General features: G+C 41.3%; 16 protein-coding genes and 1 pseudogene. 7 read left to right on the plus strand and 10 right to left on the minus strand.

Features of this window, described 5'->3' with window-relative positions; genetic code table 11:
* Positions 1-229: 229 nt before the first annotated feature.
* From H6G41_RS24215 to H6G41_RS24225, 3 genes are all read right to left on the minus strand, one after another.
* Positions 230-1801 carry a metallophosphoesterase gene (locus H6G41_RS24215; RefSeq protein ID WP_190749399.1) on the minus strand — a complete coding sequence of 524 codons (1572 nt, stop codon included), beginning with the start codon at positions 1799-1801 and terminating at the stop codon, positions 230-232.
* Positions 1802-1807: 6 nt separating this feature from the next.
* The gene (locus tag H6G41_RS24220; protein WP_190749401.1) at positions 1808-2176 is read right to left on the minus strand and encodes a hypothetical protein; all 369 of its coding nucleotides are present in this window, start codon (positions 2174-2176) and stop codon (positions 1808-1810) included.
* Between the two features lie 102 nt (positions 2177-2278).
* Complete coding sequence (locus tag H6G41_RS24225; protein ID WP_190749403.1) at positions 2279-4099, minus strand: ABC transporter ATP-binding protein; 1821 nt, start codon at positions 4097-4099, stop codon at positions 2279-2281.
* A 201-nt stretch (positions 4100-4300) separates the two neighbouring features.
* Here H6G41_RS24225 and H6G41_RS24230 point away from each other — a divergent pair.
* From H6G41_RS24230 to H6G41_RS24245, 4 genes and pseudogenes are all read left to right on the plus strand, one after another.
* Positions 4301-4717, plus strand: a pseudogene (locus H6G41_RS24230) (element excision factor XisH family protein).
* Entirely contained in the window at positions 4705-5040 is a 336-nt protein-coding gene (locus H6G41_RS24235; RefSeq protein WP_190749405.1) for a XisI protein, read from the plus strand. Before H6G41_RS24230 ends, H6G41_RS24235 begins: the two are co-directional and overlap by 13 nt.
* A 129-nt stretch (positions 5041-5169) precedes the next feature.
* Positions 5170-6015 carry an alpha/beta fold hydrolase gene (locus H6G41_RS24240; protein WP_096642310.1) on the plus strand — a complete coding sequence of 282 codons (846 nt, stop codon included), beginning with the start codon at positions 5170-5172 and terminating at the stop codon, positions 6013-6015.
* A gap of 149 nt (positions 6016-6164) precedes the next feature.
* On the plus strand, positions 6165-7892 hold the full coding sequence (locus H6G41_RS24245; protein ID WP_190749407.1) for a serine/threonine-protein kinase: 1728 nt from the start codon (positions 6165-6167) through the stop codon (positions 7890-7892).
* A 311-nt stretch (positions 7893-8203) separates the two neighbouring features.
* Here H6G41_RS24245 and H6G41_RS24250 read toward each other — a convergent pair whose 3' ends face one another.
* The 6 genes from H6G41_RS24250 to H6G41_RS24275 form a co-directional block, all read right to left on the minus strand.
* Positions 8204-8992, minus strand: a complete 789-nt coding sequence (locus tag H6G41_RS24250; protein WP_190749409.1) for an ABC-2 family transporter protein — start codon at positions 8990-8992, stop codon at positions 8204-8206.
* An 82-nt stretch (positions 8993-9074) separates the two neighbouring features.
* A complete protein-coding gene (locus H6G41_RS24255; RefSeq protein WP_190749411.1) occupies positions 9075-10280 on the minus strand; it encodes an LL-diaminopimelate aminotransferase in 1206 nt (401 codons plus the stop codon).
* A gap of 235 nt (positions 10281-10515) precedes the next feature.
* Positions 10516-10851 carry a thioredoxin family protein gene (locus H6G41_RS24260; RefSeq protein WP_190749491.1) on the minus strand — a complete coding sequence of 112 codons (336 nt, stop codon included), beginning with the start codon at positions 10849-10851 and terminating at the stop codon, positions 10516-10518.
* A gap of 194 nt (positions 10852-11045) precedes the next feature.
* A complete protein-coding gene (locus tag H6G41_RS24265) occupies positions 11046-11828 on the minus strand; it encodes a PspA/IM30 family protein (protein WP_190749413.1) in 783 nt (260 codons plus the stop codon).
* A 159-nt stretch (positions 11829-11987) separates the two neighbouring features.
* Complete coding sequence (locus tag H6G41_RS24270) at positions 11988-12701, minus strand: PspA/IM30 family protein (RefSeq protein ID WP_190749415.1); 714 nt, start codon at positions 12699-12701, stop codon at positions 11988-11990.
* A 163-nt stretch (positions 12702-12864) separates the two neighbouring features.
* Positions 12865-14133: a hypothetical protein gene (locus H6G41_RS24275; RefSeq protein WP_190749417.1), complete on the minus strand. Its 1269-nt coding sequence runs from the start codon at positions 14131-14133 to the stop codon at positions 12865-12867.
* A 485-nt stretch (positions 14134-14618) separates the two neighbouring features.
* Here H6G41_RS24275 and H6G41_RS24280 point away from each other — a divergent pair, with 485 nt between their 5' ends.
* Both H6G41_RS24280 and H6G41_RS24285 read left to right on the plus strand, forming a co-directional pair.
* The gene (locus tag H6G41_RS24280) at positions 14619-15170 is read left to right on the plus strand and encodes a DUF721 domain-containing protein (RefSeq protein WP_190749419.1); all 552 of its coding nucleotides are present in this window, start codon (positions 14619-14621) and stop codon (positions 15168-15170) included.
* Positions 15171-16152: 982 nt separating this feature from the next.
* Positions 16153-16467: a hypothetical protein gene (locus H6G41_RS24285; RefSeq protein ID WP_190749421.1), complete on the plus strand. Its 315-nt coding sequence runs from the start codon at positions 16153-16155 to the stop codon at positions 16465-16467.
* Positions 16468-16742: 275 nt separating this feature from the next.
* Here H6G41_RS24285 and menB read toward each other — a convergent pair whose 3' ends face one another.
* Positions 16743-17576 (minus strand): 1,4-dihydroxy-2-naphthoyl-CoA synthase, encoded by an 834-nt coding sequence (gene menB / locus H6G41_RS24290; protein WP_190749423.1) that lies wholly within the window; start codon positions 17574-17576, stop codon positions 16743-16745.
* Positions 17577-17773: 197 nt separating this feature from the next.
* Here menB and H6G41_RS24295 point away from each other — a divergent pair, with 197 nt between their 5' ends.
* The gene (locus H6G41_RS24295; protein ID WP_190749426.1) at positions 17774-18742 is read left to right on the plus strand and encodes a glycosyltransferase family 2 protein; all 969 of its coding nucleotides are present in this window, start codon (positions 17774-17776) and stop codon (positions 18740-18742) included.
* Positions 18743-18768: the final 26 nt, after the last annotated feature.

Genomic DNA, 18768 nt, shown 5'->3' on the forward strand with positions numbered 1-18768 from the left:
TGTCAATACATATAAGGCTTTTGGCAAAATAAAGATGCTTTTTTTGTGTTTATATGAGTGCTATAACTAATAATTTGGCATAATAGCTACTGAAGAACCAAAATTACTAGTAGTCAGTAGTTAGTTGTCAGTTGTCAGTTGTCAGTAGTTAGTTGTCAGCGATGCACTGAAGCTCACCCGAAGTGTTGTCAGTTGTCTTCCTTGTCCTCTTCCCTTCCTTACCTTCTGCCTAAATTACAAATGGCTCAAGTTGACTATTAAACCAATTTTCCCCGGTGCGTTCTGCAACTAGGGGTCTGACGGTAAACTTGGGTGGTGTACCTGGATGAACATCGATGCGCACGCAGGAATAAGCAAGTTGCTTTTGGAAACCTTGGCCTTTGCGCCCCACATATAGTAGGGAATCGGCAACTTTGCGAGTGGGACTTCCCGAAATTTCGGTGAAAGTTTCTAATAATTCACTTCCCTCTGGGCGTTGGCGACGGGGGCGGCGACCGCTACCACCGGAGATAATATAATTAATGTGCGAGTCAGCATAACCAGTATCTACGGTGCGTAGATGTTCGAGACAGTGGGCATGACCGCTAAGTACTAAGTCTACTATGGGGCGTTCTTTGACTTGGTTCCCTAGAGTTTGGGCTACTTGTTCAAATACCCAGCGTAAACGGTGACGCACTGCTAAAGTTTGGGCTTGATGCCATTTAGTGGCTTCGGTGACGTAGGGGGGATGATGAAGATAAACAATTCGTCCCCGAACTTGTGAGTTATTCCAAGATTCAATCAACCGCTGACGCAACCAGTCTAGTTGTTCAAAGTCAATGGTGGCTGGTGTATGAGATGCTAGTTGTTTTTCAATGTCAAGTTTGACCTCATTTATTTGGTCTAATTTGGCACTGAGGTCATCGAGTTGTTCCGCATCTTCGGGGTTGTCTGGGTTGAGGCGATCGCTCAATTCTAAAATCTGTTCTTCTTCTGTATCTATCTCCTGGCGGCGCTTTTGCAGTTCTCGCCGGGAAATATCCCCCGCTTGCGTTGTCGGTAAAGGTGAAGGAGCGTTGAAAGTATTAGAATCAAGGGCAAAAAAATCTATACCACCATACCTAAAAGTGTAATAGCGGTTAGGCAAACGGGTAAACATTCCCGGTTCATAGCGCAAACATCTGCCGGTATCGACTTTGGCGGTGTAATGATTGTCTAAATGCTCTTTTAAATGTTCTGGGGAAGCAATGCCGGCAAGATAATCGATAAACGCCTTAGCATAAGCATTGCCTTGATTGGAACCATGCCAACCAATTTCAAAATCTTTATAGCGAAACATCCGCCGCAACCGCAAGGTACTGCCAGTAAAGAGACGATACATTAAAGGCACATCATAATAATCATGATTGCCCAGCACCGGCAAAAAAGGTAAATTAAACACCATGCGATCGTAGGCAATATTTTTAGGATTTTCCCCACCTATCAGGAATTCCCGGTAAGGTTCAATAAAATTTGCTGGGTAATATTCATGGGAACCCACCACATAAATCACATCACCCGTATGCAAGACTAAACTGCATTCATCTTTATGTTCCAGCATCAGCTTTGCCACCAGACGCTGGGGATGGTAACCGAAATGGGACTTAGTACCGCTATCACCAATCACCAAAAAAGAGAATTCGGGACTGTCATTTTGGCGATCGTCAATCACCATACTTGTTTGGTCAATCTCCCGTTCTACAATAGTGGGGTGTTGCCAACGTACCCTTTCCTGCATCTTGTGAATTTTCACAGGAATTGATGGTTCAGATATCAATCTCATTAGTAATTACTCCATAATTTGGGAATGGGGCATGGGGAATGGGGCATGGGGCATTGGGCATTGGTGAATAGTGAGGCTTAAAAGTGCAAGGTTGAGGTTTAAAGATGCATCTTCCGAGATAAAAACTGCAACTTCCGACATCAAAGCCGCAACTTCCGAGATAAAAGCCGCAATGTTTAGGTTTAAAGCGGCAAATTCTGACATCAAAAGCGCACCTTCCGAGATAAAAGCCGCAATGTTTAGGTTTAAAGCGGCAAATTCCGACATCAAAAGCGCACCTTCCGAGATAAAAGCCGCAACGTTCAGGTTTAAAGGCACAAATTCCGACATCAAAGCCCCAACTTCCGAGATAAAAGCCGCAATTGACTTGTTCAAAACCGCAACCTCCGCGATCAAAAGTCTAACTTCCAACTCCAAAGCCTCTAATTCCTACCCCAATGCCCAATGCCCCATGCCCAACACCCAATGCCCCATTCTTTATTGATACCCCGCCGCTTGTAACCAGAAAAGCTTGGCATATTGTCCATCAGTAGCCAATAATTCTGCATGAGTTCCCTGTTCTACAACTTTTCCGGCTTCAATCACCATGATTTTATCCGCCATGCGGACTGTCGAGAAGCGGTGAGAAATCAAGAATACCATCTGATTTTGGGTGACGGTGCGAAAATGATTGAAAATGTCAAACTCAGCTTGGGCATCCATTGCTGATGTCGGTTCGTCTAAGACTAAGATATCGGCTCTAGTCCGCATAAAGGCACGGGAAAGGGCGATTTTTTGCCATTGTCCCCCAGAAAGTTCATGCCCGCCTTTAAACCAACGCCCTAGTTGGGTGCTAAAACTATCGGGTAATTGGTGAATAAAAGGTTCCGCCATGCCTTTTTGGGCGGCATTTTGCCAGCGATGGCTATCGTCTAAATACTCGACATCCCCAACGCCAATATTTTCCCCGACTGTGAACTGATAGCGGACAAAGTTCTGAAAAATCACGCCAATCCGTCGCCGCAATACTTCTATATCCCACTCTTGCAAATCTACACCATCTAAAAAAATCTTGCCGGAATCTGGGGTGTACAGTCGGGTGAGTAATTTAATTAAAGTCGTCTTCCCTGAACCATTTTCTCCGACGATGGCGAGTTTTTCCCCTGGTTTTAAATGTAGAGAAATATTGTTTAATGTCGGCTTGCTGTTTCCGGGATAGGTAAAGGAGACATTTTCAAAGCGAATCCCATCTTCAGGATTGATACCAATGGTAACTGTACCCCAAGGTTGGGGCGATTCTGCTTCTAAGAAGTCGTAAAGATTAGAAAGATAAAGGTTATCTTCGTACATTCCGCCAATAGAAGTTAAAGCAGCCGCAAAAGTTGACTGTCCTTGACGAAAGACGGTGAGATACATTGTCATATCTCCTAAAGAAATTTTCCCTAACACTGTTTCGATGACAATCCAGGCATATGCGAGGTAAAAAGCGGCGGTACTTACCAAACTCAACAGGTAACCCCAAAATCCCCGGCGCAGAGTTAAGTCCCTATCTTCACCGTAGAGTTGATGAAAAATGTTGCGATACCGCCGCAGTAGCATTCCCCCTAGTTGGAAGAGTTTAATTTCCGTGACATAATCCTCTCGCGCCAAGAGATTTTCTAAATAATGCTGCTGACGAGTTTCAGGCGCGCGCCAACTAAACAGGCGAAAAGCTTGGGTAGCGAATTTAGTTTCCGCAATAAAGGCAGGCATGGCGGCTACAATCAGCACAATCACCGCCCATACAGAGAATTTGACTAATAAAATTCCGTAAGTCACCAATGACAGGGCATTTTGCACCAATCCAAAGGTACGATTAACTAAAGAAAGGGGACGTACCGAGGCTTCCCGGCGGGCATTGAGGAGTTTATCATAAAATTCCGAGTCTTCAAAATACTTTAAATCTAAAGTCTGCGCCTTTTCCAAGATAAGTACATTCACGCGCTGACCGAGTAGCGCCCGTAACAGTGATTGACAGACAATCAAACCGCGCTGACTGCCCGCCAATAACATCACAGCGATCGCTTCTAATGCTACATATAATAATGGGCGGGAAATATCGCCATTGATACCAGCTTGAGCCGAGAATACCACCGCATCAACAATTAACTTGCCGAGATAAGCGATCGCAGCTGGTAACAAACCAGCGATTAAAGTTAAAGTAGCCAGAATAATTGTCAAACTACGACTAGTAGTCCACACTAGCGCAATAGCCCGTCCACTGTAACGGAAGACAGCTAGTGATTGTCGCAGAGCCTTTCGTGTCGTTTTAGTCTTCATTATTCTGTTTATAGCGCGAAAAAGAGTGCGATCGCTTAGTAACAGTTTCAGGTACCAAGAAAATGTATTATTCTACTACACACAGGTATCGCCTGTTTTCCCATGATGACTCTGAGTTCTCTCGCAATATCTGCTCAAAAGCACATTGCGTTAAAATATCATAAAAAATAACTCGCGATCGCTACACTTTTGCAAATACCTATGCCCGCCAAAGATGTTTATCATCATGTTGTGATAACAGCACTAGAAAAAGATGAGTGGCTAATTACTGATGACCCATTTAAATGAAAATGTGGAACAAAAGATTTATATATAGACTTAGGTGCAGAAAAACTGATAGCAGCAGAAAAAGGTCAGCAGAAAATAGCAGTTGAAATTAAAAGTTTTCTCAATCCATCTCCCGTTACAGATTTAGAAAATGCTTTAGGACAGTTTATCCTTTATTACGATATTTTAGAAGAACAAGGAAGCGAGCGAATTTTATATCTTGCTATTCCCCAGCGAATTTATCTTGAAATCTTTACCGAACCCATCGGCAAGATTTTATTAAAAAGGAATCGCTTACGTTTATTGACATTTGACCCAAAGCAAGAGGTAATTGTGCAATGGATACCTTAGAAATATATCAAAAAATTATTGAGAAAATTCTGAATGAATATATAAAAATACCCTACGCCAATCGGCAATTAGAAATAAAACTTATCATCGATCGCACAGCTACTAATTATATAGTCATGACTTTGGGATGGGAGGGAGAACAAAGAGTTCATGGTTGCATTATCCATATTGAAATTATTAATGGAAAAATTTGGATTCAGCGTGATGGGACTGAATATGGTATTGCTAATGAACTAGTATCAGCAGGAATTCCTAAAGATAAAATTGTTTTAGCTTTTCATCCCGAAGATGCGAGACAATACACTGATTTTGCAGTTGCTTGATTGGACAAAAAATGCGATCGCGCTATCTGCTCCATAATTCACTAATAACATCCTCGCCACAGTGCAAGCATTTTTCTTTTCGCGATAACATATAAGCGCGAAGTTCTATCTGTGGGTGGATATGTAATGATGCCTATACGTCAAAGCTTCTCCAAGTCTGACATCCAGCTATCTTACTTAGAGTGGCACCAAGGTCAAGAACCCTTATTGCTATTACATGGGTTAGCTGACAATGCCCTAGTATGGTCTAGCTTAGGGGATTATCTAGCCGCAGATTACCATATAGTTGCCCCAGATATGCGCGGTCATGGCGAAAGCAGCAAGCCGGAAGATGACTATAGCTTTGAAAGTGCGATCGCGGATTTAGAAGCCCTGATGGATAGTTTAGGATGGTCTAGTGCCCATGTTGTCAGTCATTCATGGACGGGTAAATTAGCCGCTATCTGGGCGAGACAAAATCCAGAACGGTTGCGGAGTATGATTTTGATAGATCCTATCTTCATCTGGAAAATGCCCAGCTACTTTAAACTGACATTTCCCCTGTTATACCGCGTTTTACCGTTTCTTAAAAGCATGGGGCCTTTTGTTAGTTACGAATCAGCCAAACAGCAAGCGCAACAATTAAGCCAATATCAAGGTTGGACTGATTTACATCAGCAAGTTTTTGACGCCGGAATCGAACAAAAGCCTGATGGTAGTTGGGGGAGTAAATTTACTATAGCCGCCCGCGATCGCATTTTTGAAGATGTCATGCGCGTACCTGGGTTAACAGAGCCAGTTTATTTACCAACTCTCTTCATCCAACCCCAAAAGGGCGTAAATCGTCAAGATTGGCAACTAAAACCCTACAAAACTCATCTAAAAAACTTAAGCATCTGCCAAGTTCCCGGAAATCATTGGCCTTTCTTGACACAACCAGAAGCCTTTAACCAAACTGTAGCAGCATTCTTAAATCAACACAAATGTAAAGTTTGAAGGATGCAGGATATAGACAGCTTACACAAAGCTAGGATGAATAAAACTTGTGATATCAAAGTTTGTCTGTAATTGATTTTACGGCAGAAAATCTCTAGCCATTCTTGCTTCTATATCCTTAATTCTTAAATATTACCTATTAACTAATCATGAGCCTTTGTATTAATCCAGTTTGTCCTCAACCCAATCAATCTAGCCAGGATGAACATCGTTTTTGTCAGAGTTGTGGTTCCCAATTGCAACTTTTAGGACGCTACCGTGTCACGCACTTATTAAGTGAAAAAACTGGTTTTAGTAGAATATATGAAGCATACGAACAAGATACACCAAAAATCATCAAAGTTCTCAGAGAAAATTTATCGAATGAACCTGAGTTAGTCGAACTATTTCAGCAAGAAGTCACCGTACTCAAACAGTTAAATCATCCTGGTATACCCCAAGTCGATGGCTACTTTCAATATCAAACCCGCAACGGTTTATTATTGCACTGTCTAGCAATGGAGAAAATCGACGGACTGAATTTAGAACAATGGCTGAAACAACAAGAAAATCTCCCCATTTCCCAAACACAAGCTATATACTGGTTGAGACAATTACTAGAGATTTTAGCAGTCTTACATAGTCAGCAATACCTGCATCGGGATATTAAACCTAGTAATATTATGCTGCGCAGTTCACCAGATACCCAGGATAAACAAGATGGGGGCGATTTGGTATTAATTGATTTTGGCACAGCTAAAGAATTTGCCCAATCTATAAATGGGGAGACTGCAATTTTATCATCTGGCTATAGCGCCCCAGAACAAATGCATGGCGCAGCTGTACCTCAATCAGATTTCTTTGCTTTAGGACGCACCTTTGTATTTTTACTCACAGGTTACCATCCTTTAGAGATGTACGATATTCAGCATAATGTTTTACATTGGCGAAATCGGACAAATAATATTTCTAGCTTATTATTAAATTTAATTGATTGGCTAATGGCTCCGGAAATTCAAAACCGTCCCGCCAATGCTCAAGAAATTTTAGATAAATTAGCAGAAATTGACAAAATATTAAATGCAAGTATAACTACAACTACAACTACAAAAGTAACTGCACCAGATAGTAACCAAACTGCACAGTTACCTGCGCCCGCTATTAAAACTGTTAAATCACCCGAAAAATCACCCGAAAAATTGCCATTACTAGCCTTAATTGCCGCTTTAATTGCATCATTAGGATTCCTAGGTTTAATAGTCTTATTTTTAGGAAATCTCAAATTTAATTCTTTCCCTAATTATGGACAAGCGCCAGAAAGAAAAGGCAAAGTTGATTACTTCCCTTATGTAGAAGGACAAGATAGTCAAGGTAGAAGCGCTGAATTTAATATCGCTGTTTTATCCATAGAATATAAATGGCTTTTAGGCAGTAATTTTCAAATTAAATATAATGATAAAATTATCAGTCTGGAAGCCTTAAAGTTAAATTTAGAACAAGAAGGTATCCAGAAGATAATGGAAAATCCCAGTGAAATTATCTCTGTAGGTACAGCTTCTTGCGAAGGTGATACAGCAATTGAACAACGCCGCGCTTTAGAACGTTCTCAACAAATACAACTCTTAGCCAAGAAATTATTTAGTAATACACCCAGCGTTAAGGGTTATCGCTTATTAAATTTAGGACAATTTCAACGCAGTGATTGTCAAGCTAATCAAGATTTAACTGCATATCAAAGAAGTATTATTATTATTGGCGTCAAAAATAAATCATCAGGTGTAATTGTCGATGAAGCTTTGAGAAATCGATTAGAAAAGAAACCTTTCGCTGATTTTAAATTAGAAGATTATTCTTTAGGTTCAGCCGAAAAATTTAAAACCATACCCAGTAATTTATAGCGCAATACAGTTCAGTTAGCGCCAAAAACCTTAAGTTGCGTAGGTTGGGTTGAGGAACGAAACCCAACATTTCCAGGAGTTTGTTGGGTTTCACTTCGTTCAACCCAACCTACAATTATCCTTAACTGAACCGTATTGATTTATAGCGAATGCATATCAAAAATCGTAGGGGTGGGGAAACCCCACCCTTACCACAGGTTAAAATTTTGTTAAAAGGATTAGGTTGTCAACAGTCAACAGTCAACACAGATATTTTTCACAACTGAAATAAAATTGCTATATAAACTCATTAATTTTGAATTTTGAATTCTCTAAGCTCCCATACCAGAATAATGCTTTAAACCCATACGCCAAAGCAAGCGATTTACACCTAAAAATATGAATATCCAAGCTAGCAGTGCTAAAAATCCGCGCCCTAAATCAACAGGTAGCCCAATCAAAATATTTGCTGGTAAATCAATTAAATAGGGAAAAGGTGTCCAGAGCAGTACTTCTCTGACAACTTCAGGAAATACTTCCAAAGGTGCAATTATCCCCGATAAAAATAAATAAAATAGCGTCCAAAGGTTTTCTAAAGCAGTAGCTCTTTCTGTCCAAAAGGCAAACATGGCAAAGGTGTACTGAATCAAAAACCTTAAAATAAATGCCAAGATTACGGATAAAACAAATAATAAAAAGTTCCCCCAGCTTGGTATCCAAAATGCTTGGGGATAAAGAAGAAAAAATAAAATTATTAATACTAATGTAAACTGAAGGCGTGCAAATCGATCGGCAACATGACTAGCAAAGTGATGCCATACAGGATCTAAAGGTTGGATTAATCTAGGTGAAAGTTTCCCTTCTACTACTTCTCTTTGAAAATCCCAAATTACCCACACAGCAGTAAATTGCCTAATAATAAAAACTGCTAAAAAGTACCGGGCAAAATCTACAGGTGTTAATTTTAAACGTCCACTCTGGGCGGCTTGTATCCAAATACCCATGAAGATAATCGGTAAAGAACCAGATAACACCCATAAAATCATTTCTGCTCGGTACTCAAGCATATAAGCATAGTACACTGAAAGCAAAGTCAGCGCTTTTCTAATTATCCGCCGCATAATTTACCGCATAAATTTTGAGATTGTAGTAAGCACTTTAGTGCTTTAAAACAAAAGAATGAAGTCCTTACTACGCATTTATTTAACTTAGAGAATTGAGAAACTCAGCTATTCTCTCAACAGCAGTTTCTAAAATAGCTGGCTCATGTACTAACGCAAAACGAACATAACCTTCACCCGATTTCCCAAAACCAGAACCAGGGGAAGCTGCTACACCAGTTTGCTTAACTAGTTGAGTACAAAATTCTTGAGAATTTAAACTACAACTTGCAGGTAACTTTGCCCAAATATACATTGTGGCTTTGGGCGTGGGGACATACCAGCCAATACGGTGTAAAGCATTAATGAATGTATCGCGACGCTGACGGAAGGTAGCAACGGCTTTTTCCACGCCAATTTGAGAACCTGTTAAAGCCGCGATCGCACCGTTCAAAATTCCCCGATACTGATTAAAGTCCACGGCTGCTTTGACTTGACGTAAAGCCCGAATTAATTCAGGATTACCAATGGCATAACCAATCCGGAAACCGCCCATATTATAGGACTTGGACAGGGTGAAAAATTCAATCGAGATACTTTTGTCTGGGTCAGCTTGTAAAATTGAGGGTACTAGGGATGGGGTGTGAGCATGATTATTTCCCTCATCTTCTGGAAACACCAAATCTACATAGGGGAAATCGTGAACTAAAACGATATTATGCTGCTGACAAAAAGTCACAGCTTCTTGGAAAAATTCTAAAGTCGCGATCGCAGCTGTAGGATTATGGGGATAACTCAACACCATCATCCGCGACTGCGCCACAACCGGAGCCGGAATATCGTTAAATACTGGTAAAAAATTGTTTTCTTCCAGTAAGGGCATAGCATAAATTTGACCGCTAGCTAAGTAAACTCCCCCCATATGTGAAGGATAGCCAGGGTCGAGTAATAAGGCGAAATCTCCCGGATTTAAGACTGCTAAAGGTAAATGTGCCGTACCTTCTTGGGAACCAATTAACGGCAATACTTCAGTTTCTGGGTCAACTTTAATACCAAATTTCTTTTCATACCAATTAGCCGCTGCTTGTCGAAAACTTCGAGTCCCGTGAAACAGTAAATAACCGTGGGTACTCGGATCGTACAGCGATTGGGCGATCGCTTCAATTACATGACCTTCCGCTGGTAAATCCGAAGAGCCTAATGATAAATCAATTAAATCTCTTCCCACAGCCAAAGCCGCAGCCTTGGCTTTATCCATATCTGCAAATACATTAGATTGCAGGGGTTGTAAACGCTTGGCAAATTCCATAGTCTTAAAAGTCAATAGTTAGTCATTAATAGCCAAACAATTTTAGCTTCAAAATTTTTGATGATAGATTAAGCCCGCACCTGTAGGTATGGGCTTGAATAGAGAATTTTCTATTTGACATATTTCCCCGAATAAATTCGGGGGAGGGAAACCCGATAAAATTTTGGATTAATAGCTCTGAATCCAAAATTTTCAACCTCCCAGTTAGTCAACAAGCTGAGCTTTGAACTGGTGACTAATTATTATTGAAATATTCATCTAAGAGGCTGATTAATTTATCTTTACCCATAACTCCCTCAGTGGATACCAATACTTTGTCACCTTGAATTAGTCTGATAGCAGGTACGCCTTCCACTTGGAATTGTTTAACAGTAACCGGGTTGGGGTCAACTTCTATTTTAACTACTTTCAGACGATCACCGTACTTGGTAGCAGCCAGGTTAATCATTGGTGACATTAGTTGACAAGGCCCACACCAGGAAGCCCAAAAGTAAAGCAATACTGGTAAATCAGCTTGTAAAACTTCGGTTTCAAAATTAGCATCAGTGATAGCGATCGCACCTGTACTCATTACAGTCTCCATTGGGTGGCATCAATCAAAGTGGGCACACAAAATACTCTATCCCAATCTGAGTGCTGAGTGCTCATGAGTCATTAATCAATGGTTAATTGACTTTGGACAGTTGACTTTGGACTTTTGACTAAAAAAGCGAAATCCCACAACCAAACGGCGTGGGACTAGCTCTAAGAAGTTATAAAACAAAATTACATTTGATCCAATTGTTTGCGTAAGGATTCCAATTCAGAATCTACCACGTCATTATTAGATTTAGGTTGTGTAGTTTCTTGTTGTGGTGGTAGTTGGGGTTGATTGGGTGAGCTAGCAGGGCCCAAGGTCATCTGAGCTTTCAAAGCTGCTAATTCATCATCAACATCGCTACCAGCTTCCAAACGTGCAAACTGGGTTTCTAAATCAGCACCAGCTAACTCTCCTGCTGACTGAGCGCGAGCTTCTTGCATCAAGACTTTTTCTTCCATCCGGTCAAAAGCCGCCATTGCACTGCTGGTATTCATCCCACTGACCATGTTTTGCAGTTGCTCTTGGGCTTTAGCAGTGGTAATCCGGGCTTTGAGCATTTCTTTCTTGGTTTTGGCTTCCGAAATCTTGCTTTCTAGCTGGATCAGGTTGCGCTTGAGGGTTTCAACTTGAACGTTTTGCTGATCTAGGCTAGTTTTGAGGGCCGTGCCGGTTTCGGTATAAGTCTTTTTCCGTTCAAGGGCTTGTCTTGCTAAATTCTCATCACCTTTTTGCAGGGCTAGCTGGGCGTTACGCTGCCACTTATTGATTTCGTTTTGAGCATCATTGTACTGCTTGTCAGTACGTTTTTGCGCCGCGATCGCTTGAGCCACACCCTGACGCAGCTGGACTAAGTCTTCCTGCATCTCCAGGATGGCTTGCTCTAGCATCTTTTCAGGATCTTCAGCTTTATTTACCAGGTCGTTGAGGTTAGCACTGACTACTCGCTTAATCCGATCAAATAATCCCATAAGTTTGTTTTTTCCTTGTGTTGTTTACGCAATTTGTTGGACAGTTAAGCTTTTACTGTTTAATAGCTACTTATTCCAATGTAATCTTTCCAGCTGGGAACAGTACCACCCAACACCCCTTAATTGTTAAGATATACTCCCGCTTCGGTAATTGCCCAATTATGTAGGCTCTTGACTTTTGGGTAACTGCTGTTGTAAAGGCGTACTGTTAGCATCATTGAAAACCTGTACTTTCATCGCTGCTAACTCGGTGTCAATATCATTGCTAGAATCCAAAGCCGCAAATTTTTTTTGTAAGTCATCACCGCCTAGTTGCGCTATAGCTTCTGATTTAGCCTCTATCTGCAAAACCTTTTCTTCCATACGCTCAAAGGCATTTAGGCTGCTGGTAGAAGAAACGCCGCTAAGCATTTCCTGGAGCCGAAAAGATGCTTCTGCTGAGCGGGCGCGAGCAATGTATAGATCTTTTTTAGTTTTTGCTTCTGCTATTTTCAACTCTAGCGTCCGCATATCCTGTTTGAGTTTATCCACCAAATCAGTTTGTTCTGCTCTTTGACTAGAGAGAGCTTTGGCAGTGTCTTGATAAACTCGGCGTTTAGTCAGGGCTTCCCTTGCTAGAGTTTCATTACCTTGTTGCAGTGCCAATTGGGCACGGCGATACCATTCTTCAGATGTAGACTCAGCCGCAGCAGCCTGTCGTTCCGTACGTTTTTGAATTGCGATCGCACCTGCAACTCCCCGCCGCAGTTGCATCAAATTCTCCTGCATCTCCAATACAGTCTGTTCCAAAACCTTTTCTGGATCTTCTGTACTGTTGAGCAAACTATTGACATTAGCTCGAACCACCCGCAGGATACGCTTCATCATTTCCATATCGGATCTCCATTCACTTTTTGCCAGTCACTTGTAGGAAGCAGAGGGGCAGGGGGCAGGGAGCAGGGGGAAAGAATTCAAAATTCAAAATTCAAAATTCAAAATTAAGAATTCTATTTGACTTTTGCCCAATGCCCAATGCCCAATGCCCCATGCCCCATGCCTATGGCTGCTGAACTCTGGCTTGAATTCCGTTTTTCTCTAGCAGTTGTAAATGTTTTTGCACTTCTTGTTGAGTTTTAAAAGCACCTAGGAAAATCAATTTATTATCCTTTGATAAATAAGCATCAGGAATTACTCGCCGTACTGAGCCAAAAGAGCGATCGCTTTCATTATCAATAACCACATGATAAAAACCATCTGCTGAGGGTTTGAGTTGGGGATTAGGCAATGTTTGGCTGCTGGTTGGCGAGTTAGACGTTACAGGCACATTGTTGTTGGGCGTTAATGGCTGTATCTGGGGTGATGGCGCTACAGCCAGAGGATTTACCGCTTGTGGAGGAGATAATTCTGTGGGCGGTTGGACTGGGGGCGCAAGTGGTTGTACTGGTACGGGGTTTGGTAATGTACGGGGAGATTCTTGGGTTTTAGGTTTTAAGCCCACAATATCATTCGGATCGTTGACTTCGGGAAACTCTTTAGTTGCTAAATTGGGATACTTTGGAATGGGTGTGAGTACTGGCTCTGGCTGAGGCTGGGAATTTTCCGCAGTTCCTGTAGTAGTTTCCGTAGGAGTAGATGATTTTGGATTAAATAATTTACTAATGTTGAACTGAGTCAAACCTTTGGGATTGAAAATTACATATCCTAGAGTCAGGCTAGCTACTAACAGCAGTAGCATAGAACCTATTCCTAAAGGTGACAGTAGACCATCGTTAGCACTGCTGGGCTTTTTCTTTGGGGGTTCGTCATCCGTGAAACTGCGCAGTAATGCTTCACTAGATTCTAAATAGTCCTCTGGCTGAATAGGTGTTTCATCGGTTTTTAAGGACTTTTCCTCTTGATGCTCCTGCCCTGTAAGTATGATGCTACTAGTAGGATTTGTTGGGGTAGGTGGTGGTGGCGGAGGTGTTTGAATCACCTCTGGAGTAGAAGACAACAGCAGATGATCCATTCCTTCCAACTCTGTTGGATCTGCGATCGCCTCTATTGCCGGAGTATCAGATGTCACAGATGGTGAGATACTGGGTTTGGTTTCTGCTGCTTGAGATTGCTCGAGAATTGCAGCGGCGATCGCTTGGGGCGAACTACCGACATAACTAATGACACGCGCAGAATTTGCTAACCTAGAATTGTTGCGCGTACGTCGGTATCTAGCTAACTCTTGATCTAGCTGTACTTCTAAACTCGCCAGTGCCGCTGCTAGTACTGGCTTTAAACTCGGTGTTTTAGACAATTGAGCGTCAGAATTGATTCGCGGGTGTTGACTCATTGCCTGCTCCCTAAAACTGATACAAAGCCGGACATATCCAGAGATGAATGTTTGCTTTTTGCTGCGTGGGATACGGTTAATAGCATCCCGTCTACAGCTATAAACGGTCGAACCAGCCGTGTTAAAGCCACGGTTAATCTCTTAATCATAATTGGAACAAATATAAACACGTTGTCACAGTGGCACATAAGTCGCCAATATGGGAAAAATTCCCCTAGATATTGGTTACCTATCTAAGGCTCGCCTAAAGGCGTTTACAAGCCGGGAAACCCCTTTAGTAGTTCTTCTGGGATTTCCCTCGTAGAACTACTTAACCATGTGGCTGCTTCCCTGTTGTAGCAAGTGGCGGGGAAAACTACCAGACTGTGCTGCTTCACCAATGCAGTGCCCTTCGCAAGGCGCTGGCTAATTTTTTTAGCATTTTGAATGAATCTTTTTAGTATAGATCCCAGACCTAAGCTCAATTTTTACTCTTTTTTAGCAAGATGTCGTTTGACTCAGTTAATGATATTTTAGATGTTCTCCAAAAGCAGGCTAAATGGCAAGAACAACCCTTTCAACTCTTGCTAAAAATTTGGCCGGAAGTTGTGGGCATTGTCGCTAACGCACATACTCGTCCACTATCAATGCAACGTGATGTTTTACGGGTTGCGACTTCTAGCGCTGCTTGGGCACAAAATCTGACTTTTAAACGTCAGAGCCTAATTCTCAAGTTAAATGAAAAACTCAGTATATCTTTGGTGGATATTCGCTTTTCAACTGCTGGGTGGCAATCTTCTCCAGAAACAGTCAAACAGCAACCAACAGTTTTGCCATCTGCACATCCTAGTTATGTAGATGATTCCAGTACCTCTGACAAGGCGATCGCACCCAATAATCATGCCAATGATGCCAATACAGCCTTTGGACGTTGGGCTAAATTAATCCAAAGGCGATCGCAAAATTTACCCCTTTGTCCCCAGTGTCAATGTCCTACCCCCCCAGGGGAACTCCAGCGCTGGCAGATATGTTCTTTTTGTGCTGCCAAGCAGTTGTAAATAGTCATTGGGCATTGGGCATTGGGCATTGGGCATTGGGCATTGGTTATATGCTTCTTGTCCTCCTTGTCTCCCCTGGTACCCAATCTTTCAATTACTCTATTTCTGTTGAAGTATCTTAATTTTTCTTTATATATCTGTGTTTATTTGTATCCGAAATTGGGATAAATAATAATGTTTAGAATTTTTAGAACAGCTTTTTAGTCAAAACGTTGAATTACAAATATTGTTTCGAGGGCTTACTAGCAAAGGAAACCAAGGCGATCGACCAGTTCAACCGCTATAAAATAACCAATCCCAAATCTCAATTCCCTACCTCTGAGAATTTTATGTTGAATTTATAAATTCTTTTTCAGATGATTGCTAAATTACTAGTGTGAGTTTTGTAGATGTAATTATGGCATCGCAACACTTCCCTAGTGAGGCTACAGGGCAAATTTTTGTGTTTTCACTATCAGACCCTCTGGCAAGAAAAGATGATAAGCATAAAACTTGCTAATTTTAATTCAGTATCAATGATACTGAACTAGCTTGGTACTGCTATTCTAAAAAATTTTAGTAAGGCAGTCACTAAAATCGACCTGCAAACCACCGACAAGGAATCATGAGTTTCCTGGCAGCCTTCTTAGTCTTTTATTAGCTAGATCATTTTTTCTAACACTAAGCCTTAAGTCTGATAAAACACTGCTTGACTCTACCTTAACACCTATGTCTTAAGGAAGAAAAACAAAAAACGGTAAATCTATATTAGCCATTTTAGCGTTGATCCCCAATTGTTTTTAGTCAAAATTTAGCATGTCTACACTTCAGCAAACATTGAAAAATATAACAGAATTCTAAAGACATCCTAAAGCTAATTTTTAACTGGGGATCGCTAAAACGTTGACCAATTAATGAGTTTTGCCGTTACTCCGTATTTATATCTAGATGGACAATGTAGAAACATAAATTAGCCCTAAATGGGACTAAAAGATGAATCCAAATGAAACCTAATAAATTTTTGACATCTGCTTGTAGATATTGTCGCCATTATCAACCAGAAGGTCGCCGTGGTGGAATGTGCCAACAGTTAGGGGCCCCAGTTCAAGGAACTTGGAAAGCTTGCTCGTTAGCATTACCACCTTTTGCACCTTCCTGGGAAACTTTAGAAGGTGCTTGGAGTCTACCAGATGCAACACCAGTTATAGCTGCATCTCCAACTTTAAATTCAGATTTAGAAAATACTACTCTTGTTACAGTTGCAGAAACTCCTGCTTGTACTGCTGAACCAGTCAAGATAGAGACGGTACTAATTTAACCATCTTTTTATTCCCCGACTGATACCTATTTCAGATTTTGCGAAAAGTTGCAGCCCTGCGTTAGACTATTTTCCGACTTGAGCCAACTTTTACAGACAACTTTTGGGTTGAAAATATTTATACTTAGATGTTTCATCCATTGAAACAATCTATTTAACCCAGCTTGGTATGAGTTTGTATTCTGTTTGAAATTAATATTTGCCTTTAAAATTGTTGGTGCTGTAAATCTTGATGAAAAAATCGCCCCTGGTAACAGGGGTGATTTTTGCAATATTTAAGGTAGCCAAGGGAAATCGCGAAAATTTGGCGATCGCTTTTCTAAAAATGCTTGTTTGCCCTCTGCTCCCTCTTGTGTCATGTAATAAAGTAAAGTGGCATTACCAGCGAGTTCTTGTAAACCAGCTTGTCCGTCACAATCAGCATTCAATGCGGCTTTGAGACAGCGAATAGCGATTGGGCTTTTATCTAAAATTTCTTGTGCCCACTGAATACCCTCAGCTTCTAATTGTTCTACTGGGACAATTGTATTAATTAAACCCATATCTAGGGCTTGTTGGGCGTTATATTGACGACAGAGAAACCAAATTTCTCTGGCTTTTTTTTGCCCGACGATGCGGGCGAGATAGCTAGCGCCAAAACCGCCATCAAAACTCCCAACTTTCGGGCCTGTTTGCCCAAAAATGGCATTATCAGCCGCAATAGTCAGGTCACAAATTAAGTGGAGGACATGACCGCCACCAATCGCATATCCTGCTACTAGAGCAATTACAACTTTTGGTAAGGAACGAATCAGGCGTTGCAAGTCGAGTACATTCAGGCGGGGAGTCCCATCTTCATCTAAATAACCGCCATGACCCCTAACACTTTGATCGCCACCAGCACAGAAAGCGTATTTACCATCAGTATGGGGGCCTGCTCCAGTAAATAAAATGACGCCAATAGAAGTATCTTCGCGGGCATCACAAAAAGCATCATACAGTTCAAATATAGTTTTGGGGCGGAAAGCATTACGTTTATGGGGACGATTGATGGTAATTTTCGCAATGCCATCAGTTTTTTGATACAGAACATCTTCGTAGGTTTTAGCAGTTTGCCAGTTGATTTCCATTGTTATAAAGTCCGCTGTTGTGCTTGAGAATTTTATCGCGGACTTAGGGACAAGCGATCGCTTCTAAAACAATTAGCCAAGAAACACAGGGGTGCAGAGGAAGCAGAGGGTGTAACTAAATAAATACTCAACGCCCAACCCCATAACAAACTTCAATCCAGGAACAGTGATAATGTCACAGTTGTCCTATCCTGGAGATGGGTAATAATCTTGTGGGTGAGACAGTGTTTTTCAGTGTTGTTATACCAACTTATAATCGCCAACCAATTTTAGAAAAGTGCCTCCGCGCTTTGGAAGTACAGAAATTTTCTTTGCCAACTGCGATCGCAGGTTACGAAATTGTTTTGGTAGATGATGGTTCTACGGATAGCACCTTAGAATGGTTAGCAGCCCATAAAGAAGAATTTCCCCATGTGCGATGTTTTGAACAAGACCATAAAGGCCCAGCTGCGGCGCGAAATTTGGGTGTAGAACAAGCACTAGGTGACACGATTATCTTTATTGATAGCGATCTAGTCGTACTAGAAAATTTCTTACAATCCCATGTTGATGCACTAGTACAGGGACAAAAGCGTTTAGGAAGCGATCGCTTTTTTACCTACGGTGCAGTCATTAATACTTGTAATTTTGATAATCCCACTGCTGAACCTTATAAAGTCACAGATTTTTCCGCAGCTTTCTTTGCTACAGGAAACGTAGCAATTCCTAAACATTGGTTAGAGAAAGCTGGATTGTTTGACACTAGCTTTCAACTTTATGGCTGGGAAGATTTAGAACTAGGTGTAAGGCTAAAAAATCTCGGCTTACAACTAATTAAATGTCCAGCCGCCGTTGGCTATCATTGGCATCCAGCATTTAATTTAGAACAAATTCCCAACTTAATTGATAAAGAAATCCAACGTGGACGTATGGGCGTTTTATTTTATCAAAAACATCCAACTTGGGAAGTGCGGATGATGATTCAAATGACTTGGTTACACCGCTTACTCTGGGGTATTCTCTCATTGAATGGTTTACTAAATGAACGTACAATGGCACCATTTTTGCAATGGTTAATTACTTTAGGTAAACCTCAATTAGCTTTAGAAATTGCTCGTGTTTTTCTCAATTGGTACAACGTTAAAGGTGTATATGAAGCTTACGCACAGTTAGCGTCTAGGGGTTAAGGAGTATCAAGATTGGTTTTAAGGTA

Source organism: Tolypothrix sp. FACHB-123 (assembly GCF_014697075.1).
Taxonomy (GTDB): domain Bacteria; phylum Cyanobacteriota; class Cyanobacteriia; order Cyanobacteriales; family Nostocaceae; genus Aulosira.